17 protein-coding genes are annotated in these 24,076 nt (G+C 63.7%); 5 read left to right on the top strand and 12 right to left on the bottom strand.

All coding sequences use genetic code 11. The annotated features are described in order from the left end of the window. Positions 1-66: 66 nt before the first annotated feature. Positions 67-2,322 carry a patatin-like phospholipase family protein gene (locus tag CKO23_RS08430; RefSeq protein ID WP_200329990.1) on the bottom strand — a complete coding sequence of 752 codons (2,256 nt, stop codon included), beginning with the start codon at positions 2,320-2,322 and terminating at the stop codon, positions 67-69. A gap of 698 nt (positions 2,323-3,020) precedes the next feature. Here CKO23_RS08430 and CKO23_RS08425 point away from each other — a divergent pair. Further along, entirely contained in the window at positions 3,021-3,638 is a 618-nt protein-coding gene (locus CKO23_RS08425; protein WP_200329988.1) for a bZIP transcription factor, read from the top strand. 606 nt (positions 3,639-4,244) lie between these two features. On the opposite strand, the gene CKO23_RS08415 is transcribed toward CKO23_RS08425, so the two are convergent. The 5 genes from CKO23_RS08415 to CKO23_RS08395 form a co-directional block, all read right to left on the bottom strand. Further along, complete coding sequence (locus tag CKO23_RS08415) at positions 4,245-5,843, bottom strand: tetratricopeptide repeat protein (RefSeq protein WP_200329984.1); 1,599 nt, start codon at positions 5,841-5,843, stop codon at positions 4,245-4,247. A 213-nt stretch (positions 5,844-6,056) separates the two neighbouring features. Then, positions 6,057-7,892: a CRTAC1 family protein gene (locus CKO23_RS08410; RefSeq protein WP_200329983.1), complete on the bottom strand. Its 1,836-nt coding sequence runs from the start codon at positions 7,890-7,892 to the stop codon at positions 6,057-6,059. Further along, positions 7,889-10,705, bottom strand: a complete 2,817-nt coding sequence (locus CKO23_RS08405; protein WP_200329981.1) for a tetratricopeptide repeat protein — start codon at positions 10,703-10,705, stop codon at positions 7,889-7,891. Before CKO23_RS08405 ends, CKO23_RS08410 begins: the two co-directional genes overlap by 4 nt. Before the next feature lie 70 nt (positions 10,706-10,775). Next, complete coding sequence (locus CKO23_RS26705) at positions 10,776-10,958, bottom strand: IS3 family transposase (protein ID WP_200330052.1); 183 nt, start codon at positions 10,956-10,958, stop codon at positions 10,776-10,778. Between the two features lie 103 nt (positions 10,959-11,061). Beyond that, a complete protein-coding gene (locus CKO23_RS08395; RefSeq protein ID WP_200329979.1) occupies positions 11,062-12,858 on the bottom strand; it encodes a choice-of-anchor X domain-containing protein in 1,797 nt (598 codons plus the stop codon). Positions 12,859-13,905: 1,047 nt separating this feature from the next. On the opposite strand from CKO23_RS08395, the gene CKO23_RS08390 reads away from it, so the two are divergent. After that, a complete protein-coding gene (locus CKO23_RS08390) occupies positions 13,906-14,241 on the top strand; it encodes a sulfur globule protein CV3 (protein WP_274600199.1) in 336 nt (111 codons plus the stop codon). A 212-nt stretch (positions 14,242-14,453) separates the two neighbouring features. On the opposite strand, the gene ppsR is transcribed toward CKO23_RS08390, so the two are convergent. Continuing rightward, the gene (gene ppsR, locus CKO23_RS08385; protein WP_200329976.1) at positions 14,454-15,311 is read right to left on the bottom strand and encodes a posphoenolpyruvate synthetase regulatory kinase/phosphorylase PpsR; all 858 of its coding nucleotides are present in this window, start codon (positions 15,309-15,311) and stop codon (positions 14,454-14,456) included. A gap of 244 nt (positions 15,312-15,555) precedes the next feature. Between ppsR and CKO23_RS08380 the strand changes: the two genes are divergently transcribed. Further along, complete coding sequence (locus CKO23_RS08380; RefSeq protein WP_200329974.1) at positions 15,556-16,023, top strand: hypothetical protein; 468 nt, start codon at positions 15,556-15,558, stop codon at positions 16,021-16,023. 82 nt (positions 16,024-16,105) lie between these two features. Here CKO23_RS08380 and CKO23_RS08375 read toward each other — a convergent pair whose 3' ends face one another. From CKO23_RS08375 to CKO23_RS08355, 5 genes are all read right to left on the bottom strand, one after another. After that, on the bottom strand, positions 16,106-16,648 hold the full coding sequence (locus tag CKO23_RS08375; protein WP_200329972.1) for a hydrogenase maturation protease: 543 nt from the start codon (positions 16,646-16,648) through the stop codon (positions 16,106-16,108). Next, positions 16,632-18,335 (bottom strand): nickel-dependent hydrogenase large subunit, encoded by a 1,704-nt coding sequence (locus CKO23_RS08370; protein WP_200329970.1) that lies wholly within the window; start codon positions 18,333-18,335, stop codon positions 16,632-16,634. Before CKO23_RS08370 ends, CKO23_RS08375 begins: the two co-directional genes overlap by 17 nt. A 147-nt stretch (positions 18,336-18,482) precedes the next feature. Continuing rightward, a complete protein-coding gene (hybB, locus tag CKO23_RS08365) occupies positions 18,483-19,616 on the bottom strand; it encodes a Ni/Fe-hydrogenase cytochrome b subunit (RefSeq protein ID WP_200329968.1) in 1,134 nt (377 codons plus the stop codon). Next, positions 19,609-20,634, bottom strand: coding sequence for a hydrogenase 2 operon protein HybA (gene hybA, locus CKO23_RS08360; protein ID WP_200329966.1), 1,026 nt, complete (start codon positions 20,632-20,634; stop codon positions 19,609-19,611). Before hybA ends, hybB begins: the two co-directional genes overlap by 8 nt. 3 nt (positions 20,635-20,637) lie before the next feature. Further along, positions 20,638-21,837, bottom strand: a complete 1,200-nt coding sequence (locus CKO23_RS08355) for a hydrogenase small subunit (RefSeq protein ID WP_200329965.1) — start codon at positions 21,835-21,837, stop codon at positions 20,638-20,640. A 600-nt stretch (positions 21,838-22,437) separates the two neighbouring features. Between CKO23_RS08355 and CKO23_RS08350 the strand changes: the two genes are divergently transcribed. Together CKO23_RS08350 and CKO23_RS08345 are read left to right on the top strand one after the other, a co-directional pair. Then, positions 22,438-23,436 (top strand): cytochrome c3 family protein, encoded by a 999-nt coding sequence (locus CKO23_RS08350; RefSeq protein ID WP_242482300.1) that lies wholly within the window; start codon positions 22,438-22,440, stop codon positions 23,434-23,436. Continuing rightward, on the top strand, positions 23,433-24,062 hold the full coding sequence (locus tag CKO23_RS08345) for a cytochrome b/b6 domain-containing protein (RefSeq protein WP_200329963.1): 630 nt from the start codon (positions 23,433-23,435) through the stop codon (positions 24,060-24,062). The genes CKO23_RS08350 and CKO23_RS08345 overlap by 4 nt, the downstream gene beginning before the upstream one ends. Positions 24,063-24,076 lie beyond the last annotated feature (14 nt).

The raw sequence follows: 24,076 nt of genomic DNA, 5'->3' as shown, positions 1-24,076 counted from the left end.
GGACTGAGGGCGGAGGCGTCACGCCATATGCATGGCGCATCCGCCCCAGACCTTGCGTCGCCGCGCTCAGGGCGTGCCGATCAGCACATAGATGGCGCTATCGCCCGTTCCCGAGAGCCCAACCCCGAGATAGGCGGGCCCGATCCAGGTATCCGATCCAAAGAACAGGCTGCCGCCATAACGTGTCTCTTCTGGACTCAGGATCGTGTCCTTCCCGTCGCGCGGATTCGTCACGATACCGTCGGAGAGCCAGCCCGCCTCCAGTGAGGCGCCGAGATAGAGCCCGCGCCCGATCGGTGGCGGAAGCGAGGCGATCTGGCGGTAGTAGGCCAGGCTCGCGAAGGCCATGTCGTTGCCACGAAACTGCTCGTTGGCGTAGCCGGAGAGCTTCAGGAAACCGCCCAGCGGGAACTGATCGTAATAGGGCATTTCGGCGCCGAAGCTCGTGCCGCCCTTGATGTTCCCGGCAATGGTATGGGGTCCGAAGCTATGGGCCGCCGTCGCGTTGAGCTCCGCGCGCGTGTAGTCGTCGTCCGACCCCATCGCCGAGAGGGGGCTCATGGTTTCCAGAGAAAGCCGCATCCCGGCGCGCGGCGCCCCGACGCTGTCGAGCGTGTCGTAGAGCAGACGCCCCCGTAACCCGGAATCGGGGCGGCCACCTTCGTTCAGCTCGGGTGATCCCGTGTCGAGATCGACCTCAGTGTGGCCGTAGTAGGCACCTGCGCGCACCTCGACGTCCTTCAGGGTCGTTCCCACATCCATCCCCACTCGAAGGCGGGTCACGTCGTAGCGTGCAACCCGCTGGTCCTCGAGGAAGACGCTATCAGGGCTCAGGCTCAGGTCCAGATAGGGCGCCACGAAAAAGGCGCGATCCAGATCCAACGGCTGGAAAAGCTCGCTGTAGAGGAGCGGGGCATTGCCGAGCGTCAACATGGACGTCCACTCCGCACCCAGAGAGTTGATCCAGGTCTGGTTATAGGTCGCCCGCAAGCCGAAGCGGCTATCGCCATGGTTATCTGTCGAAAGACCAAGCCCGAAGCCGAGATATCCTGGCCCCCAGGCCTTTTCAATGGCATCGACGATGAGCAGATCCTTACCGTCACGCTGCGGCTCGAAACGATAGCTGATGCGCTCGAAATCCCCACGGCCATAGAGACCCTCGATATCATCGACCAAACGCTCGCGGTCGAGCGGACGCTCCGCCTGATCCGCAACCAGGCCATCGAAGACCTGAGGGTTCACCCGCTTGAGTCCCGCCACCCGCACCTCGCCGACCTCCCTGACCGGATCGCCAGGACCGAAGCGCCGGTGCTTCCAGCGCGCGTAGGCATCCTCGCTCAGGCTGAAGCGCGCGAGCTGCGGCGCCGCCTTGCGCGCCGCCGTCTCGCCCGTGGCAATGGCTTCCGCGGCACGCTTGAAGTCGCCGGAGGTAATGTCGCCAAGATCCGGAACGATCAAGACGTCGCGCCCAGGCCGAATCTCCTTGAGTGAGCGTTGCACATTCTGCTCGGTCAGGATGGCAATCATCTGGCCCGTCACCCCGAGGATGGTCCCGAGCTGCTCCCGTGGCAGATACCCGGAACCGAGATTCACAGCAATGATGACATCCACCCCCATGCCACGCGCCACATCGATCGGCAGATTGCGCACCAGCCCGCCATCGACGTAGATGTGGTCATCCCATTCCATCGGTGCGAACAAGCCAGGCACCGACATACTGGCGCGCATCGCCACCGGCAGCGGGCCCTGATCGAAGACCTTCATCTGACCGTCCTCCAGATCGGTCGCGACCGCACGGAACGGGATCGGCATCTCATCGAAGCGTTGCACCGTCTCGACGCCCTTTACCAGATCATTGAAGAAGAGTTGCACCTGCTGACCTGAGATAGCCCCCTTGGGCAGGCGCACCTGGCCATCCCGCACACCGAGTGAGAAGTTCCAAGTCGGATTTGCCGATGCCTCCTTGCGCCGTGCCGGCCAATCCTTGCGCGGCGGATCGTCGTTGAAGAGCACATCCCAATTCACCTCCGTCACACGCCGATCAAGCTCCTCGGGCGTCAATCCCGCCGCATACCCGCCGCCCACCAAGGAGCCCATGCTGGTCCCGACGACGACGTCGATCGGGATCCGCAGCTCCTCCAACACCTTGAGCACCCCGATATGCGCCGCACCGCGCGCGCCGCCACCGCTCAGCACCAGACCGATGCGCGGTCCGTCCCGATGATCGCGACCAGCGCCGAGAGCCGCCGAGGGCGCGATCACCGACACGAGGGTGAAGCCCACGACGAGAAGCGCCGGCAAGAAAAACACGTTCCGTTTCATGAAGACCTCGTGTGCGATCGAACGGGAGGGAAATTGGGACGCCTGCGTTGAGTGGGCGGCAGTCTAATGGATGCGGCTGGATAGCGAAAAGAAGACAATAACTGCACGACGGTCCAATCAGATACAGGTGGAGGCAAGGCTGCATGCCCAAGCTGGCATCGCCGCCTCCGTCAGAATCCAACCGAAGGGTCCAAAGTGCCCTGCAAGACAACCCGGCCTCCATTTGGGTGCTATAATCGGGATCAGATTACCGCGAGTTCTGGCGCGCACCGGCAACCGTCATCTCGCTCGACGTCGAGACCTGAGAGCTGTTCGCAAGGATCTCGCCCTATAGCATTGACCAGAAACTAAGACCGCGTGTACAACTAGGCAAGTGGGAGCTGGCTGCATGCACTTGTATCGTGGCAAGAACTCAGGACTGAACACAGACTGGGCTTGCGAATCCTGTGATGCGTGTCACAGTCTGTCGGCGAGTTCCGCGGAAAACTTCAGCTTTGGGCAAGTTATTCGCGGGAAGTTGGCGAAACCCATGTGAATATGCATTCAAAGAATGCGATTCTTTCATACGAATAAGCAGCCGTCTTCCGTTCAACGGGATTCACAAGCCACCTTGTCGCACTGATCTTCGATATGAAAGAACGCGGCCACGCTGGTCCTGCAAGGCCTTCCGAAATCGGCAACCCCAAGGAGTGAAATTAATGAAGAAAGTAGCAATCGCAACGGCTCTCATGATGGCAAGCGCTTCTGCTTGCGCCGCGACGGCAGACGACATCGTCACAGATAAGGGAAACGGTCGATATGATTTCGGCTGGACGGGCACCGGCGGCGGCAATCTCGAGGCCTATAGTAAGAATGCGACGGGCGCCTATGACAGCCGAGACGGTCAGTTCAAATTCATCTTCGGCGGTGCTCCCGGTACGGGCACAGTGACCTTCACTCACTACAATGGAAGCGGCTGGAGCGACAGGGTCGTTATCACTCCGGAAGGAAATCTTTCGGTCAAAGGCAAGATCAAAGCGAATGAGATCGAGGTAGTGGATACGAGCACAAGTTGGCCGGACTACGTCTTCAAAGACGGCTACAACTTGATGAGCATCGACGAACTCAATCGGCACATTGAAGAGAAAGGGCATCTTCCCGGTATTCCGACCGCAGAAGAAATCAGCAAGAACGGCCAAAATCTTGGGTTGATGAGCGCGAAAACGCTCGAGAAGGTTGAAGAGCTCGCCCTTTACGTCATCCAGCTAAAGAAAGACAACGATTCGCTGAGGACTGAAATCGAGCAGATGCGCAACCGACTCGATCAGAAACCTTAAGCAACGTGCGAGGGGTTGATTAGCCTCCTCGCCAATCGATAGAGGCCGCCCATCGGGCGGCCAGGTGCTTCTTATGTTCTGCGACCTGCGCGTATGAGACTTAAAGCCGTAAAGCCGTAGACGTCACCGCTGATTACAGGTTTTCGATCATTGATAGGCGCTTGCTTGGAAAGCAGGCGCCTATCCTATTCACATTACTGCATGCAATCGGCCGCCGGGTTACTGGGACATAAACGATACGCTTGACGAGACGCTCTCGGTAGTGCAAATGCCTGTCATCTTGACTTCGATTGCAATGGTCGTATCAAGCACCTCCGGCAACACCCACATTCTTTCTATCACGATCACGTCTTTGACGATCTGAAGCATCAGTAAGTTTTCCCAAGAACTCACTTTGAGAAAACTCTGGAAGCGCGGCGCACAGCGCGTTGCTTAAACACTCACCTTCCCGACGGACTTGCCGTCAGTCACGGAGAGCATGGGCTCCATCACTGCCCAGGCTCGGTCGAAGACCTCGCGGACCCGGTGGTGCAGGCGGCGATCTGTCCGCTGCTGGCCAGTTGAATCGATGTAGGTGGTGGTGTTTCCAGTCATTGACGGCGGCCCCTAATACGGATCGACGGCGGGATAGTCACGAAACACCGCCGTGGCATCGAGCGGCGGTGGAGACAACATGGGGTCGCCGACTGGCCAGGGTTCCGGAAGCGCGTTGCGCTCGAACGCGGCCAGATCCTCCTTGATGAGATCGACTACCGCATTGGACGCACCCCAGAGCGCGGCCGATAGCGTCTCGCGCATGAGTGCGCGCGCATCTTCGAAGCGCCCACCAGCGGCGAGCGCCATGGCACGGGCTCGCTGCAGTGGCGGTGCTGGAATGGTCTGCAGCAGCTCATCGACGATGCTGAGCGCCTCTTCGGGATTGCGCAGGCGTTGATCAGGGGCTGCGCAGAGCAGACAAACCAGTGCGTAGCCGATCTGGGGATCCTGGGGCACGCTCTCCCTGAGCTCGGTCAAGGCAGCCAGAGCCTGCCTGGTCGGATCCTCGCTTGACTGGGCCGCCCTGAATGCGGCGACCACGCCGAGCAGCTTGGCTGGGCCAAGCGCGGGCTCGATCGCGACAGCCTGCCGGTAGCCTTCCGCGGCCTTTGCCCAGCGCGCGGCGGCGAAATCCAGACCGGCCAGGTAGAAGAGCGCTCCCGCCTGACGCGGATCCGCCTCCGTGGCGCGAGTGAAAGGGACGCTGGCAGCATCCTGATCGCCCCGATTCAGGGCCAGGACACCGAGCAGCAGATGCCCCAGGGCTTGGGAGGGGTCCGTCGCCACCGCACGTTGGAGTTCGCGCTCCGCGGCCTCCGGCTGCTGAGTGAGATAGAGGGTGCGCGCGAGACTGATGCGTGCCGCCGCATTGTCCGGGACCACCTCGAGCCCTTCGCCGAAGAGCCGCTCCGCGTCCCTGTAGTCGCCCTTGCGCACCGCCTCCAGACCGCGCTCGAACGCGGGGATTGAGCGCTGGACGGCACCCTTCATCTCGACGATGCGCGGATCAGCCGGAAAGGGCACGATCATCTCGAACTGCTCCAGATGGGTCCGCGCGAGCGCGTCCTGTCCCAGCGCCCGGTAGGCTTGGGCCAGCGGATAGTGGGTTCCCAGCGCCTTGGGATCTGCCTCAAGCGATCGGGTCAGCAGGTCGACGGCATCCGGATAGCGCCGCTCGAGCAGGGCGATCTGGCCCAGATAGTAGTCTGCGGAGGCACTCAGCCCTGCAACGCTGGCGACAGGCTCAAGGACGGCGCGCGCATCGGCCAGCGTGCTGCGCTCCAGCAACACACGCCCCAAGTGGACCTCCAGCGGTCGGTAGGCGGGATCGATCTCCTGTGCGCGGCGCAAGTCCGCGAGCGCCCGATCCGTGTTCCCGGCGAGCATCGCCATGTAGCCCGAGTAGTAGGGCCAACGAAACTCCAGTGGCTGCAGCCGTGCGGCGTTGCGCAGCGCGGCATCGGCGGGGTTCTCGACCTCCAGCAGCAGGAGCAGGACGCCGAGCCGGCCGTAGGCATCGGCCAGCGCCTTGGGGTCGGCCGCCTCCGACCCCTGCGCCAACCGCTCCGCGACTGACCGCCGCGCCTGCGTCAGGGCCTCCCGCATCAGCGGCTCGGCCCCGCTGATGTCCCCCTCGACCACCGGCAGGAGCCGACTCTGCCAGGCCACTGGAAGCTCGCTCAGATCATCTGCGCGAAGCGCTCCGGTGACGAGGAGGAGGCACTGGAGAAGCAGGAAGAACACCAACAGGGGCCGCCGCGCCCGCCGCCATGCATCGGTAAGCGACGACCTCCGGTTCTTCATCCGCGATTCGATCGCAAAGGCGCGCATCGGCATCTCCTCTCCCAAGATCGGTTGGGCGACCACCACCCAGGTATCTTCTCAACGGCTCGTCGTCTCCACCGGCTGCTCGATCACGAGGGTGGTGTCCAGCTGATCCGGCGTCAGCTCCTGCACCTGGCCATCGGGCCAGATGACACGCAGCCGCTCGACCTGCGCGGCCGGTCCCAGCCCGAAGGTCACCGTCCGCTCGACCGCGGACAGGTAACCGCGCGCTGAGACCAGCTCGCGGATCCGGGTGGCGCCATCGGCGGTCAGCTCAAGGCGGGCGCCGAGGGCATCCGGGTTTGGCGGCTGTCCGGCCAGACGCACCCGCAGCCAGTGATGCCCGGTCTGCTGATCATTGCGCAGCAGGGCCGGTCGCCGGCCGTTCTGGGTGATGAGCACATCCAGGTCGCCGTCGCCGTCGATATCGGCATCGCTGATACCACGCCCGACCATGGGACGGGACAAATCCCCCGCATCGGTGACCGGCACAAAACGCGCGCTGCAGGTATCGCCGCAGTTCCAGAACAACAGCGGCGGCTGGAGATAGTGCTGGCTCTGCTGAACCTTGCTGATCTCATGCTCCAGGTGCCCATTGGCCAACAAGAGGTCCAGACGGCCATCCAGGTCGTAGTCGAGGAAGACGAGGCCGAAGGTCAGAGGGATCCGCGAGGCCGGTCCCAGCCCCTCGAGCACCGCCTCGTCGACGAAGGGCGGACGCCCGGCGGCGGTGACGAAGAGCGAGGCCATCTCGTTGGCGAAGTTGCCAATGGCGATGCCGACGTCCTGATCGTCGCGAAAATGCGCAGTGTCGACGCCCATGGCCGAGGTCGCCTTGCCGTTGCGGTCATAGGCGATCCCCTCGAAGATGCCGACCTCCTCGAACCGGCCGTTGCGCAGATTGTGGAACAGGAAGTTGCGGACCGTGTCGTTGACGACCATCAGATCCAGCCAACCGTCCCCGTCGTAGTCCACGGGCACCACGCCAAGCCCCTTGCCAACCGGATTCCCGGAGACAGGATCGGTGACCCGGATCCCGGCCGCGCGGGTGACATCGGTAAAGCGCCCGTCGCCCTCGTTGCGGTAGAGCTGATCGTCCGTGCCGACGAAATTGACCGGCGCCCCGTAGGCGCGCCCCAAGCCGGTGAGACGGAAGTCGATGGCGAGATCGATCTCGCGCGACCACTTGACGTAATTGACGACGAAGAGATCCAGGTCGCCGTCCTTGTCGTAGTCGAGGAAGGCAGCGCTGCTGCTCCACCTGTCCTTGCCCCCCGCCACACCGGCCTGTGCGGTCACGTCCTCGAACCGACCGCCTCGGTTGCGCAGAAGGTGGTTGGACTCCAGGCTGGTCAGGTAGATGTCATCCCAACCATCGCCGTCATAGTCGCCGATCGCGACGCCCATGCCGTAGGTGACGAGCGCAAGTCCGGCCTGCTCCGTGACATCCGTGAAGTGACCGCTCCCGTCGTTGGCGTAGAGCGCCTGTGTCGGCTGTGCCCTGCCCTCCTCGTGCCCGGCCCAGCGCCGCGAATTCACCAGCAGCAGGTCCTGGTCGCCGTCGCGGTCGTAGTCCAAGAAAGCCGCGCCGCTGCCGAGCGTCTCGGGCATCAGCCGCTCGCCGTAGGCGCCGCTGGTATGGACGAAATCGATGCCCGCGGACTCGGTGATATCCGTGAACCGCACATCCGGCGGCTCGCCCACGACAGGCACTGGGGTAGGCGCCTCGATGCGTACCTCCTCGACCTGGCGGGTCTCATGCGCGCGGCCGAGCAAGAGGCAGGCCGCCCCCGCGAGCAGACCGATGGCGCCGATGACGGCCGAGGAAAGCATGAAGGCACGGCGGATACGCGCCTCGCCGCGACTCATTGAGGGTTTGGGGCTTGAGGTCATGGCATCCTCCTCTGCGTCGATGATTCGGCATCCGATGCGATCGCCTTGCGGTTCGACGGCCACTCAGCCACCCCAGCCGAGCCCTCGAAACGCTGGAGGTCATAGATGGCGACGGCCTCCGCCGCATGGTCGGCCGCCGGCACGCGGCTGCGGTGCAGACTCACGGCCCGCTCGACGGCGTTGTCGTCGATGCGGTAGACCTCGTGCAGCCGGCGGTGCTCGTCGGCGCGCGCGCGCTCGCCCAGCTCCGCCAGGACCAGACTCAGGTTGTGGTGCGTCGCCGCGTTCTCGGGGTCTTCGATCAGGGCGCGCTCCAGCCAATCGCGGGCACGCGCCAAGAGCGCCATGCGTGCCTCCAGACGCGCTTGACCCCGCTCCTGGCGGGCTCGCTCATAGAGTGTCCGTCCCAGCTCGGTCAGCATGCGGTAATCGCGCGAGAAGTCGAACCCGCGCTGCCGGGCGTCATTGAAGCGCGTCTCCGCGAGCGCCTGAAGGCTCGCGATGGCCGCATCGAGCTGGCCGAGGTCGCGCTCGATGAGCGCCGTCAGCCACGCCAGGGTCCAGGGCGGTGCCGCAGGCTCGCAGGCGGCTGCCCGCGCCAGCGCCGCGCCGGCCTCCTCGAGACGCCCTTCGCGATAGAGCACACGGGCGAGATTCAAGGGACCCTCGGCATGGCCCAACTCCTCCACCTGGGCAAAGGCGTCCGCCGCCTGTCGGCTCTCTCCGCGCTTGCCCTCGCGCAGCAGGCCGATGCCGTAGTCGTTCCAGCGCTCCCAGGGAGGTATCGCGCTCGACTGCCGCGCGACCTGCGCCAGCCCCCGGACGGGCAGCGTCAGCGCATCCTCCGCCATGGTCACGATCGGCAGCCGATTGCCCGCATAGCCGTCGCCCTCGACGAACCGCATGAACCTGGAGTCGAACTTGCGGTAGCGCAGGGCGGCGTAAATCTTGACCGGCCCCTCCAGATCGGCAGGCAGGGTGAAGGCATAGTGCGCGACAGCCGCCGCGCCCGGCGGGATCTGGTGGTCGTAGAGCGCGACGACGATGTCCTGCGCATTGCGCCGCTCGATGCGGTTGCCGTCGCGATCCAGCAGGTAGGCGTTGACGAAGTAGGCCCAGTCGTCGACCTCCCCCCGCGCGTCGAGCATCCCGGAGCGGCCGATGACGCGATCGCCACTGCGTACCTCGACGTCCAGCCAGAGCTCGTTCGAATCGACCGTGCCCTGGGTCAGCTCATGGCCGACGCCGAGTGTGCGAACGACCAGCTCCAGCAGATAGCGTCGGCCCGGCTCGAGGGTTGGCAGATCCGGGCGCAAGGGCGCATGGAGGGCACCATCGATGCGGCCCTCCTCCTTGAGCCCGAAGAGATCGATGCGCGCCGCCTGACGAAGCATGCGCTCGCGCTCCGTGTTCCCCGGCTCCGCCCGGCCGAGCATCCCTGGCACGGCCGTATTGGCCGCGGCAAAGCTGTGCCCGTGGACGGCGAGCTGGCCGTCGCCACCCAGATCGCGCGCGGCGGGATCGGTCGAGGGCTGGGGCGGCATGTGGCAGACGTTGCAGGAGCCGACCGCCTTGGCCGGGTAGTAGAAGCTGTCGACCCGGTGCCCGGAGACCCCGCTCATCAGAAAGCTGTCGTAGTGGTTCTGACCCCGCAGCCAGCGGTAGCGGTTGAGCGCGAAGGGCAGGTGAACCTTGTGGCAGGCGGAGCAGAATTCGGCCCGAGCGTGGATCGGCTTGAGCAGCGTCTCCTTGTGGAAGGCGGGCTTGGCCTTGATGAGCTGGCGATTGATGCCCTTCAACAAGGGTTGATCGCTGAAGGCGAAGGGATAGCCGGGCGGATCCTCGAGTCGGTAGCCGCCATTGCCGAGCGGACTGGCGACCGCGGTGATGGCGTGACAGCCCAAACAGGTAATGCCGGCACCCGCGGTCGGATCCTGATTCGGGTCGAAGTCCACTCGGTCGAAACGCCCGGAGAACAGGGGCACCTGATCATGACAGGTCGCGCAGAGCCGCGCGGCCTTGACGTCGCCATCCCTGGCCAACAGCTGCGCGCGCAGCTCATCGATGCTGGCCCGGTAGGCCGGATTGTCGAAGGAGCTCATGGCGTGGACGCCGGACGCGTGCGCCTTGGCGATATCGGCGTGGCACTCGGCGCAGAGGTCGTCCTGCATCAGGTGCTCGGGCGCAATCAGCCGCCCGGCGGGCAGCTCGGTCAGCGCCGGCGCGAAGGCTTGCGCCAGCTCCGGAGTCTGGAGGCCCGCCCGCAAATGCAGTGTCAGCGCGACCGCGACGACGCCCACACCCGCCGCGGCCCAGACGAGGCCCGGACGCCAATTCAGCCGAGGTCCAGCAAGGCGATGCAGGACGAAGAACCAGATCGCGGTCAGCGGGGTGAGCACATGGATCCAGTAGGCCCAACGCCGCAGGCTCGGGGCATTGATCTCGAAAAAGCCGAAGCGGGTGAGCAGGACCCCAGAGGCAAACAGCAGCACCAGACTCAGCAGCAATCCCAGTCCGGCGCGCACCGCGTAGCGATTCGGGCGGTACCACGCCCGGCGCAGGTGCAAGACAGCGAAGGTCAGTACCGGCAGCATCGCCACGAGACCCAGCGCCAAGTGCGCCAGGAACATGAGCAGATAGGCGCGGTTCTGCAGGATGCGGCCGGTGCCAAGCTCGCCCAGGGTTACGGCAAGCAGATAGAGCGAATTCACCGCAAGGAGGCCCAGCAGCACGAAAACGACCGCCAGGACACGGCGAAGCCCTGGGGTCAGTACAGGCCGGGACGTCACGTCGAGTGCGCGGGAGACGATCATGAATCGACCCTCAACGACGGATTGACCACAGGCATCTTACCGAAAATCACCCGGATTTGGTCAAGGCTCCCTATCGATGTGCTGCGCCTTGGAAAGGAGCGTGACGCCTCGTGCAGAAACGCACCTGGATGCCCGCTTGACGCATCGAGCGGCGCAGCTGATGGCGACTCACGCGGCAGCCCACAGACGGAAGGGCTCGCGCCATACGCCGCGAGCCGCAGGAGCAACCCCAGGCTTCGGCGAAATCATCTATCCAATCCGATTGTTCGCGCGCCCCAGGGTCGGGTGGTTCCGCACTGCTGCGCTAGGCCTCGCGGCCATGGGTGCGCAGAGCGTGCGGAGACGCCCCATAGGTGCTAGGGAACGAGGATCTGGAGCGCCGCACCAGGCCAACCCCGGAACCCGGCGCGCAGCAGGGTCCGAGGAGCGCTCACGACGACACTCGCACCTGCGAGAACCTGCACGGCCGAGCCCAGACTCATCGTGCTGCCTCCAACACAGATGGAATACGTCTGGGGCAGAAAGTCATGATCAGTCAGGCTCACGTCATCGCCCGAGCAAAAGTCAGAGGCCGCCCACAACGTCCTGTCGGCGACCGCCACGTTGCCGACGCTATCCATGAACCCGACCCGCGCGGTGATGCGATAGAGAGGACTGCCGGCATAGTCCGGATTCTTGCTCGTGACCGCCGAGTAGATGCCGTCCCCGGCTGTCACATCTGGATGGACCCCGTCGTCCACCGGGTGGTGGAGGAAGCCGTAAGAGAAGTCTTCCCACGGAGAACTCCCGTAGTAACGTCCGTTCACGATGCTATCGAGCGAGACGCGTTCCACTCCGCCAACGCCCGCCGTGGCGCTCGAGGTCAACAGAACCTGTGCATTGATGTCTTCCCCGATGAACGGCGGACTGAACGCGATGTCCGCGATTGCCGGACCCGCGCTCGCCCATCGGCGATCATTGAAGATTCCTGCATAGAGACGCAGCGGCTCCTCGGTCCATGGACCAGTAGGCACCCGGCTGATGAATGCGACACGTTGGCCGTCGCTGCTGAACTGGGCATCGGCGTTCACTTCGAGCCTGATCGCGTTTACGTCCGAATCGGGAAGGATCGGCTCGCCACCCCGACCGTCGGTATTAGCGATGCGGCCCGAACGAGCCAAATGATCCGCATAAAACAACCTTGTGCCACGCTGATTCAGCGATGCGCCAGCAAAATTATAGCCCTTGTCCTCGATCTCGACAGGCGTGGCGCCGCCGGTATCCACCGAAAGGTACTTGTAGCTGTTCGAGCTGTCGCTGAAGACGATCTTAGAGCCATCACCCGAGATGACACCGGGAGTCTCTCCTGCCTTGTCGATGGGAGTAAGCTGGTGGAAGCCTGTTGAATCGAGGGAAAGCCAACCAAACCAGCGATCGTGACGGACACCCTGGGTATCCCAGTAGCCCTCGAGCGAAAAGACGATCGCGCTACCATCGTCCGAGATATCGAAATCACGTACCTGCCACCCCACGCCGGCCTCCTCTATCGGTACCGCTGTGTCATCGATGACGACTTCTGGAAGACCGCCTTCCCAGGACAATCTCAAGAGATCGCCGGTTCCGACTTGGTACTCCCAATCCGTGTAGTAGACCCAATCGCCGGCAGCCGTCGTCTTGATGGCAGAAGCGATTTCTTTGTTGTGTAGGCCGAGAAGATCCGCGATCTGTGTGACTTGCGGATCCACCGGACCCTGCGAGACGTCTACCCTGTAGATGCGATGCTGATACCACGGCGTCATGAAAAAGAACCGCGAACCATCTTCGTTGATCGCAATATCGTAGACCCGCATGGGATCAGGATCGACTGGAAGTGGGATCTCCAAGAGATTGGAGCCATCGAAGTCGACAATATACAGCCGATAGTCGGTGGTATAAGTGCTGGGATATCTCACGTGGCCGGCGAATGCGATGCGAGAACCGTCGCCACTCAATCGCGCAACGGATATGTTGAAATTGGCATCATCGCCGCCCGTGTCATAGATGTCCCACCCATCGAAGAGCACATCATAACTTGCAACGAAACTGAATGCCATTCCAGGGCTGGCGGGGAAGACCAAGGCTGATAAGAGGTAGATCCAAGAATAGGCATAGACGCATTTTCGTCTGACTGGCATCTCTAAGCTCCCCGAGTTGGCATGGTAACGCGTGAGCGACAACGTATAGGCGATCCGATTGAGAGCCTATTTCTTCGTCGCTCCTAATCAATCGCATACTGCGAGGGCAATCGTATCACGTGCCGCAAGTACGAGTGGTCCTGAGTGAGCGCCAGAATACCGTTCCGTCGTTCCCGATGGCATCCCTCTCATTTGGCTTGAGCGTCACAGTTGAGTGGGCGATTTGATGGCACGCCGTACCCTGTTTCCCGTTTCCCTCACCGATCTTCTATGGCCACGCGCGCCGGGTTCCTTAGCCCGCTGGAAGGCTGCAAGCGATAGCCCGCCTTGGGGTGACCGAGCGTGAATCCAGACATCCGCGAGAACGCTCAGCCGGCGAGTTCTTGGGGTGTCTGCCGGTAGGCTTCAGACATCAAAGTGGACGGCGGAATGGCCGATCTAGGGCGCTGTACTTCCGATTCGATGGCTGTCGGGGAAGGTTTATGATTGAAAACTCGGAAAATCTGATTCTCGAGCACCTGCGCCATATCCGTGGAGGGGTCGCCCAGATCGCCGAAGACGTGGGCACCGTCAAGCTGCGGGAGTCATCCCTCGAGTCTCAGATGGCTGGCTGCATGGCGACAACGCGATTTCGCACGAGCGGCACGATGCACGCGGCGGCGAAGGCCCAGCTCTACTCGCTAGTCGCGGCGATCCGTCCTTGCCGCAGCGCACCGGCGAGCGGCTGCTATGGGGACGCCTCTGCGGCTCGAGCACCGCGCTCGGGATCGCCAGCGCCGCGCGACGCCAGAGCGCGCTCGTCCTCGCGCTCAACCAGTGCGTCTAGGCGGCGACCGATCTCCGCACGGAACTCGCCTTCTTCCTCGACGACGGCCAGCTGCTCGCCCGGGCAGGGACGTCTCGGCCGCGTCCCACGCGTCCTGGTTACTCAGGCGGGCGAGCCCAGACCGAAATGCTCCAGAAAACACTTGCCGCCACCGCCATCCTGGCTAGACTTTCTCCGGGGATTTCCCCGACACCCTCATGCGTTACGAGAGAGGCACAACAATGAAGCGACTGCTCTTGACCACGGCCAGTCTGACACTTGCTGGCGCAACTTCACTCGCAACCTTGCCCGCGAATGCCTTCTGGGGATCTTGGGGCGGACCCTGGTACGGCGGCCCCTGGCACGGCGGACCCTGGTGGGGTGGGTACCCGGGTTATGGATGGGGCGGCTATCCAGGCTACGGCTGGGGCGGTTATCCGGGCTGGGGTGGTTACCCCGGTTGGGGAGGGTATCCTGGCTGGGGCGGCGCAGGCTATCCATGGGGCGGCTACGGCTATCCCTATGCAGCGGCGCCAGTCGCTCCCGCGGCCCCGACAAGCTCCGCTGCCGAGAAATAGCGCCGTGACCGGAGGCGCTCCCTCCTGATTCAGGCGCTCGCAGGGCCGGCTCGCCGGCCCTGTTTCGTTCGGTCTCTGAATGCAGCGCCCTTGCAACGCAACGCCGGCTTCGCGCGGCCAGACTCAAGCCATGGCGCGGAATCGCGGCTCATCCGACCGCCGCAGGCATCTCTGACTGGGGAGGCAGCCGGGGCCGTCCGCCTCTTGGAGGCTTATCGTCCGGCAGCACCGCCGAATTCAGCGACCGCCATCGGCCGACCTTCCTGCGTCTCCTTCAGCGCCTTGATGATCTGCGAGGAAATCTCCTCGATGGATTGCGTGGTGGTATTGAGCACCGGCACCTGCAGGCGTTTGTAGATCTGGTGCGCCATGCGGATGTCATCCTGGCAGCGCTTGAGCGAGGCGTAGGGGCTACCCGGTCGCCGTTCCTCGCGAATCAGCTGCAGCCGCTGGGGGTCGATGGTGAGGGCGAAGAGCTTGTGCCGACAGTCGTAGAGGAGCTGAGGCACGTCTCCGCGCTCGAAGTCCTCTTCCGTAATCGGATAGTTCGCCGAGCGCAGACCGTAGTGCATCGCTAGATAGAGGCAGGTTGGCGTCTTGCCGGAACGCGAAACCCCGGTCAAGACCACATCGGCGCGATGGAAGTTGTCGGGCCGGATGCCGTCGTCGTTGGCCATGGCGAAATTGATCGCCTCGATCCGCTTGGTGTAGTAGCTGGGTTTGGTGATGGCGTGGCTGCGGCCTGACTGCAGGCTCGGCGGCACGCCCAGCTCGGCGGACAGCGGATCGACGAAGACCTCGAACAGCTCCATGTAGAAACAGTTGCCGCCCTTGAGGATGTCGCGGATCTGATTGTTGAGCATGGTCGCGAAAACGATCGGCCGAGCACCGTCGCGGTCCGCCGCCTCTTGCATCCGCTGAGTCAGCGCCTTGGCGCGCAGCTCGGTGTTGATGTAGGGCATGTAGACTTGCTCGAAATCCACCGTATCGAACTGAGAGAGCAGACTGTGGCCCAGGGTCTCGGCGGTGATCCCCGTACTCTCGGAGACGAAAAAGACAGTGCGGTTCATGTGGTCTCTTGCTGACTGTGGTTGGTGCCGACGTCCTCGGGCGGTGCCGCCGGATCCGGCGCAGGGCCTCGAACCGATACGTATCGGCCGTAGGTCGGTTCAGCATATCCCCTTTCCGCCCACGCCGACCTGTGACTCATGTCAATGTGATCTATAGTGGAATTTGGTGATATGCCCAGCGCCCGTCGCACAGCGCTCGCGAGCACCTGCGATGACCCATCCACTCGCCCGAGGACAGCAGCCAATGGCCAAGATCGATACCGACCAGGATCTCCGTCAGGCACTTGAGGGGCTGAGCGCCGCACAGCAGCGTAGACTGGGTTGCACGTTCGCGGAGCACCTGCAACATCTGATCAGGGACGAGCGTCTGCATCGCGCCATCGCCACGGGACTGCGGGAAACCATAACGCCAGGCGAGCTGGAGGATGCCTATCGGGCGGCCAAGGCCTATGCGGTCAAGAGCTATACCGACTGCGGCAAGGACACGGACTGGATGGCTCAGGCCGACCACTTCGTCGCCGCCGCCACGGCAGCGGCGCTGACACCGGACGACATGCTGACGGACAAGCAGAACCGGGCATGGAAAGCCGCTGTGAATGCGCGCATGGCAGTGACCTGCGCCATGATGGAAGACGACACGGCTTCAGAGACGGATGAGGCCAGACATCAGCATAGGATCGCGAGCGCCTTTCTCCAATCGGCGCTCGGATGAGCCTGTTCACGCCGGGTTGCGGAAGGTCACGCGGGCAGTGATCTTCTTTGTCGGTCGAGGCGCGTGACACCGCGGAGCGGTGTCACGAGAAGAGCGACAAGGGCGCGGCGGGCATCTCGGATGCATCTCGCTGCTCGCCTCGCACGCCCCATTCCCGCAAGATCGACAGCGTCGTTTCAATGAAGCTTGGCAAACGCGCGACGAGCGTCGGTGACAGCTCCAGCCCAAGTTCCAGGTGCTCGGGGACGATGCCGACCAGGACGATCTCCTCGGGCGCGTAGTCCAGCAGCTCCGCGACGGCGAGCACATCGGAGACGCCCAGGTGGTGCACAGAGAGCTTCTGGGTGAGCAGGCGGCGGATGTCCGCGCCGCGAATCACCCGGATCTCGCCCGGAGCCTCATCCAGGGCGACCGCATCCAGCATGAGGATGCGCCGGTATTCCCCGAACAGCGGCAATAGATCCAGCCCCGAGGTCCCGCCGTCCACCAGCTGAACCTCGGGCGCGTAGCGGTAGTCCCGTTCGAGCCGGCGCAGGGCGTGGACACCCACGCCCTCATCGCTCAGCAGAATGTTGCCCCAGCCGATCAGCAGGACATCCCCGCCCGACTCAGAATGCCTTGACACGCACGATCTCCCGCCGTTCGTTGTCGTGCAAATGGATGGCGCAGGCGAGACAAGGGTCGAAGGAATGCACCGTGCGCAGCACCTCCAGCGGCCGCTCCTCGTCGAGGATGGGGTTGTCGATCAGCGACGCCTCGTAGGGACCGCGCGCGTCGTTCTGGTTGCGCGGGCCGGCGTTCCAGGTGGAGGGCACCACGGCCTGGTAGTTCTTGATCTTGCCGTTCTCGATCACGACCCAGTGCGAGAGCACGCCACGCGGCGCCTCGTGGAAGCCATAGCCCATCTGCTCGCCCTTGGGGAAGGTCGGCCGATTGAAGGTGGTCACGTCACCGCTGGCGATGTTGGCGACCAGGGCATGGTAGTTCTCGACCATCATGTCGTAGAGCACCTGGGTGCGGATGCAGCGCGCCAGGTGACGCCCCAGGGATGAGTGCAGCGCGCTCATCGGCACCTCTTTACCAGCGATGGCACCGATGCGCGCCACCGCGTCGTTGAGATAGCCGAGCGTGCCTTCGTGGCCGGCCGCGACCATGGCCAGCACGTTGGCGAGCGGTCCGACCTGGGCCGGCTCGTCGTTGAAGGTCGGCGACTTGACCCAGGAATAGGCGGCGTCCTCCTGGAAGTCCGTGTATTCGGGCACGGTCTCGCCCTCGTAGGGCGAGCGCGTCCAGTCGCCCTGATACCAGCTGTGCTTGATGCTCTCCTTGACGTTTTGCTCGAAGAAGGGGTCGCCGAAGTGGCTGACGGCCTGGAAGGCATCCAGATTCGCGGCCGGAATGTAACCGCCGGGCATCCCGAAGTCCGTTCCCTTGGTGTCGCGCGGGAAGTCCGGGACGGACAGATAGTTCATGACACCAGCCCCGTAGGGCAGCCAATCGGCATAGAGGGCGGCGATGGCGATGACGTCCGGCAGATAGACCTTGCGCAGGAAGCCCTCCAGCTCGGCCATCAGCGTCTGGATGTAGGCGAGGCGCTCCATGTTGAGGGCGGACTGGTCGTTCGGGTTGATGGCATTGGCCACGCCGCCGACCGCCAGGTTCTGGATGTGCGGGGTCTTGGAGCCGAGGATCGCCGTAATCTGGTTGGATTTACGCTGATACTCCATCGCTTCCAGATAGTGCGCGACGGCCATCAGATTGGCCTCGGGCGGCAGCTTCATCGCCTCGTGGCCCCAGTAACCGTGCGCGAAGATACCGAGCTGACCGCTTTCAACCAGCTTCTTGACCCGCCCCTGCACCGCGGCGAAGTAGGTCGCGTTGTTGTTCGGCCAGTCCGAGAGGCTCTGCGCCAGGGTCTCGGTCGCCTTGGGATCCGCCTGCAGGGCGGAGACCACGTCGACCCAGTCGAGTGCCGAGAGGTGATAGAAGTGCACGACGTGATCATGGATGCCGTGGGCCGCGACGATGAGGTTGCGGATCAGCTGGGCATTCAGCGGGATCTCCAGCTTGAGCGCGTCCTCCACCGCCCGCACCGAGGCGATGGCATGCACCGTGGTGCAGACGCCGCAGATGCGCTGGGTGTAGAGCCAGGCGTCGCGCGGGTCGCGCCCGGTGAGGATGGTCTCGATACCGCGCCACATTTGCCCACTGGACCAGGCGTCCACCACCTTGCCGTCCTTGATATCGCAATCGACCCGCAAATGGCCTTCGATGCGAGTCACCGGGTCTACGCTGATACGTTTGCTCGTCACTGCACTTGCTCCGCTAAGTAGAGGATTGCCCCAAGCCCATCAGGAGCTTGGCGGCAGGCGGGAGGTGGGAGCGCCGCCCCGGCGCGACGGCTCAGGCGCTTGTGGTCCGCCTCGTCGCGGCGGGGCGCCGCTCCCACGGACTCCCTCTCACTGCTCCACGTTCAATACCGGCGTCTTCTTCACGAAAAAGAGGTACGCCATGACCTCGATCGCCACGATCCCCAGGGTGATCATCGTCTCCCCGACCGCCGGGAAGTAGTGCCAACCGGGTCCTGGGTTGTAGGCGATCATGAAGGCGTCGAACCGGTAGAGCGCCCCGGCCAGGACCACCGCGAGCGCGCTCCAGAAGAGATGCCGCGGATGCATCCGTCGTTCTTTGCCGAGCAGGCTCAGGATGGCGTAGACGAAAAGCGCCATCTCGGCGGCGAACAGGATGGGCGCCTTTCCGGGCTCGGCTAGGGCAGCAATATCCCCCGTCAGCACCAGGTCGCCGATGCGCAGCACCAGATAGGCGATCAGCAGCCAGGGGATGACCCCCGCGACCTTGGCCAGCAGCTCCGTCTCCAGCTTGCGGCCCAGATTGACCGAGGCGTAGAGCGATTCGAAGACCACCATGCCATAGCCCATGGTGATGGCCGTGATGAGGAAGAGCAGCGGGATGATGTTGCTCTGCCAGAGCGGATGGACCTTGTGCCCGGCGATGATCAGCAGCGAGCCGAGCGAGGACTGGTGCATGGTCGGCAGCAGGATGCCCACCCCGATGAAGAAGAACAGCACATGCCGCAGCATGCGCAGGACGCGGTTGGCCTTCATCGCCTCCAGGATCGCCGGCGAGAACTCGATCCACAGCACCAGCGTATAGAGGGTCACGCAGAGCGCCACCTCCAGCATCACGGAGTTGAGGTTGACGTGCTGCGGCAGGAAGACGTTGTAGAGCTGCCAGTAGCGGCCGACGTCGACGACGATGGAGGCGCCCGCCAGGGTGTAGCCGAAGACGCTGGTCAGGAGCGCCGCCCGCACCATGGGATGGAACTGCCCCTTGTTGAAGACGTAGACAGCCACGGCCATGGCATAGCCGCCGCAGGCGATCGCCGTGCCCGTGACCACGTCATAGGTGATCCAGAGTCCCCAGGGATAGCCGTCGTTGAGGTTCGACACATCGCCGATGCCGAAGATGAAGCGACGGACGATGAAATAGGCGGCGATCAAGGCCAGACCGGCCAGGAAATAGAACTGCCGGGTGAGCAGCTTGCCACCGACCGGACGATAGACTTCATTCATGGTGGTCCTCCTCCCGCGTCTTCACCTCGGGTGATTCCGGCGGGTCCTCGCGCTCCTCCCTGGTGTGCTGGTAGACCGAATAGACCAGGCCGCCCAGGAGCAGCGAAGGTCCGACCATGCCCTGATAGAGCCCATGCTGGATGGTCTCGGACAGCCGCGCGCGCGAATCGCTTCCCAGCGCCGGCATCCCGAGATCCTCGAAGGGCACGCCCGCCATCATCAGGTACTGGGTGCCGCCCGTCTCGGTCTCGCCATAGACCTTCGGATAGTAGCCACGGACCTCGGCCATCCGCGTCTCACCGCCGTCCAGACGGTGGATGGGATAGGACTGACGCTCGCCCGGCTGGAAGGCCAGGCGGCGACGCGCCTCCTCCAGCAGATCGGGCACGTTCCCAAAGAGGCTCGCGCCGGTCGGGCAGGCGTCGCAGCAGGCGGGGATCCCGCCTTCCGCCTGGAGGTGCGCGCACATCTGGCACTTGACGATCTTGGGGAAGGTCTTGTCGTACTCGAACTTGGGAATGTTGAAGGGACAGGCCAGCTGGCAATAGCGGCAGCCGATACAGGCGTCGGGGTCGTATTGCACGATACCCGTGACCGGATCCTTGGTCAGGGCGCTGACCGGACAGGCCGAGACGCAGTCCGGATCCACGCAGTGCATGCAGGCCCGTTTGATGAAGCTGTAGCCATCGTGCGGCCGATCCTTGACCTTGGCCGTTCCCTGGGCGTAGGCCTTAATCTTGTTCATGGTCCGGCTGTTGAGGTCATCCGGGGCGTCCCAGACGCCGCTCACGCCATGCGCCTGTTCCACGCAAGAGGTATGGTCCATGGGCATGTCGTTGGCTTCCTTGCAGCCAACCTCGCACGCCTTGCAGCCGATGCAGAGGGTGGCGTCGTAGAGGATGCCCACGGCGCCGGGCGGCAGGGTCTTCGGGGGACGCGCCTGCGCCGTTGTGCCGCTCAGTGCCGTCGCGGCGCCAGCGAGCACGACCTTGCAAAAATCACGACGATCGATCTTCATGGCTCACCTCGACTCCGACTCGACTTCGGCGCGCGATGCCGCCTTCGTGTCCTTGAGCTTGCTGCTGGCATTGACCGCGTAGACAGTTGCGCCACCGCCGATCGCGCCTGCCAGGGCCGCCCCAGCGAGGCTGGCGCCGCCCGGATGCTCGGCGAAGATCTGTGGGAAGAAGGCCGGCGGCGTCACCGATTTCACGTCGGCCTGGTCGTGCAGCGCCTTGTGGAAACCGACGCCCTGCTCGGCACAGCCGAAGCAGGGATGCCCGATACCCACCGGCCAGGTGTTCGCGCCGACGTCGCCGAACTCGATCGCTGGACAGTTGGCGTAGGTCTCGGGTCCCTTGCAGCCCAGCTTGTAGAGACACCAGCCCTGACGATGACCCGCGTCGCCAAACTCCTCGGCAAAACGCCCGGCGTCGAAGTGCGGACGACGCTCGCAGTTCTCGTGGATGAGACGCCCGTAGGCGAACAGCGGGCGACCCTTGGCATCCAGCTCCGGCAACTGCTTGAGAGTGAGGTAGTAGAGGACGGTCGAGAGCAGGTTGTAGGGCGAGGCGGGGCAGCCCGGGAGCGTGATCACCGGCAAGGCGCTGCCATCGGCCTTGGTGATGCCCTCGCGCAGCAGGGCCTCCGGGATACCGACGGCCTCGGTCGGATTCGGCGCGGCGCTCTGTACCCCTCCCCAGGAGGCGCAGGAGCCGATGGCGACCACCGCCGCGGCCTGCGGGGCGATCTCGTGCAGCATTTGCTGCGGCGTCTTGCGCGCGACCTTGCAGTAGATGCCACCGTCGCGCATGGGCACCGAGCCCTCGACGACCAGGATGAAGTTGCCCCGGTTCTCCGCGATGGAATCCGCCAGCGCCTGCTCGGCCTGATGACCAGCGGCCGCCAGCAGGGTTTCGGAATAATCCAGGGAGATGAGGTCGAGGATCAGAGACTCGACCGTGGGATGGGTCGCCCGCAGCAATGACTCGGTGCAGCCGGTGCATTCCTGGAAATGCAGCCAGATGACGGCGGGGCGCCGCTGCGACTGTTCGAGTGCAGCCAGAACCTCGCGGGACATGCCAAACGGGAGACCCATGGCCGCAGTGATGGCCAGGGCGAATTTCAGGAAGCGGCGCCGGCTGACGCCGTGGATTTCAAGCTGACTCGACAGGTAGGGACCGATCTCCGTGTCGGGTAGATGCTGTGCCTGCTCTCTCATCTGAACTGCCTCCAAGACGACCGCCAGAATCACGCAGCGCTTGGATCCATCATCGAGTCAGTCGGCGTTCTCCGATTGGCAATGCTGAAGCACGGGTTGAGATGTGTCATGGCGACAGGCGGCCGGAACGACATATCCCTTGATCGAGCGTTACAGCAGTCTTGGCTCAATGCAGGGATCCAAACGCGTCTTTATCAATCGATCAATTGCAACCCAATAATATTAGTTTCTACTAAGATTCTTATAGGCCGTCTTCCGACGCTTGTCCAACCTCAAGCGCTCAAGTCTTGGCTTGCATCAAGTAAAGAACGAAGAGTCCGTATCCGCCGATGGAAAGCGCTATTTTGTGACCAATTTCACGCCAATCGCACCAAATGCGGCCCAGCCTTACTCAAGGAGCGCCGCTGGCATCCGCCGGTGGAGAGGGTGAGGGACGGTGCGGGCCGCAGAGCCACTGTCAGCACCAACGCCTGAAAGGGGTGCCGCGGACGGACCCCGGACCAGAGAGCACGCGCTATGCGAAGAGGGGTTATGAACGACCGCGATACTCATCCTGGAGCCAAGTGGCCGAGAGCGCCATGGTCAGCGCCAGCGCTGGCCATGGGGTGGATCCTGCTCTTCTCGGGCATGGCCGGCACAGGCACGGCTTGCGCCGAGACCGATGTCGGCCCCAGCCAGGCATCCGCGAGCCAGGCCGCCGAGACACCATCGGCGGAGACACCGTCAGCGGAGACTCGATCAGCCGAAAGCCGATCCAGCGAGAACAGGAACTGCCTGCGCTGTCACCAGATGGCGACCCTCGCCTACCGCAACCCGGAAAACGGCGAGATCGTCGATCTCGCGATCGCCCCCCAGGCGCTCTCCCACTCGGTGCACGGCGAGCTTGCCTGCTCCGACTGTCACGACAGCGATTTCGGCCAATATCCGCATCCCGAGCGCCTGAAAGGCGAGACACTGGCCTGTGTCGGCTGCCACGAGGAGCACGACGACGCGGCGGAGCGGGTCTACCGCTTCAAGACCATCGACGAGGAATTCAAGCACAGCATCCATGTCACCTCGGACGCACCCGAGGTCGCGGGCTTCAGCTGTCACAGCTGTCATGACCCCCATGCCTTCCGCAACTCGGAGATTGGCGAGGAGATCGCCCAGATCGTGCGCCAGGACAATGGGATCTGCCTCTCCTGTCACGCCGAGATCCAAGACCCGCTGCGCGACCCGCATACCTGGCTGCCCAAACCCGAGAAGCACCGCGAGGCCGTGCGCTGCCTGGACTGCCACACGCCCCTGTCGGAGGACGGCCAGGCCGTCTCGCACCGGATCCTCGCGGGGAAGGACAGCAATCGCGACTGCGTCAAGTGCCACTCCAAGGCACCGCAGCTCCTGAACCGACTCTACCAGTACAGGTCTGAGACAGATCTGGCCAACAAAGGCTGGATCTCGAAGGCTGTGTTCAATGAGGCCTATGTCGTCGGCATGAGCCGCAGCCCGCTGATCGACCGCTCGGCGCTGGCCATCATCGCCATCACGCTGCTCGGACTCGGTGCCCACGGCTACGGGCGTTATCGGGCTTATCGCCGCTCGAAGGAGAATCGGACATGAGTGCGCTCTATCTCTATTCAGGCTGGGTGCGCACCTGGCATTGGATCAACGCCCTGCTCTTTCTGGTGCTCATCTTCTCCGGCGCGAGCATGCACTTCAACGGCGCCGGCTGGCTGCTGGACTTCCAGAGCGCGATTCTGATCCACAATACCGCCGGCATCCTACTCACGATTGGCTGGATCGGCTTCATCGTCGGCAATCTGGTCTCGGACAATGGCCGCCACTATCGGGTTCGGCTGCATGGATTCGTCCAGCGCCTGATGACGCAGAGCATTTACTACGGCTACGGCATCTTCAAGAACGCGCCGCATCCCTTCCATCCAAGCGCGGAGGCCAAGCTCAATACCCTGCAGCAGGTCACCTATATCGGCGTCATGTATGTGCTGATGCCGCTACTCATCCTCAGCGGCTGGGCCTTCCTCTTCTCCGTCTACCTGCCGGAGACGCTGCTCGGCATCGGGAGTGTGTGGGTGGTCGCGATGTTGCATCTCAGCATCGCCTACTTCCTCGTACTCTTCCTGCTGATTCACCTTTACATCATCACGACAGGCGAGACGGTGATGACGAACATGCGCGCCATGCTGACCGGATGGCATCGGGATGATCATCAGGAACCGGAAGCCTAGCCGGCAGCACCAAC

Origin of the sequence: Thiocystis violacea (genome assembly GCF_016583565.1) — a bacterium.
Lineage (GTDB): Bacteria > Pseudomonadota > Gammaproteobacteria > Chromatiales > Chromatiaceae > Thiorhodococcus > Thiorhodococcus violaceus_A.
Note: the sequence above shows the minus strand (reverse complement) of the source record. Positions and strands in the feature narration are given on the sequence as shown.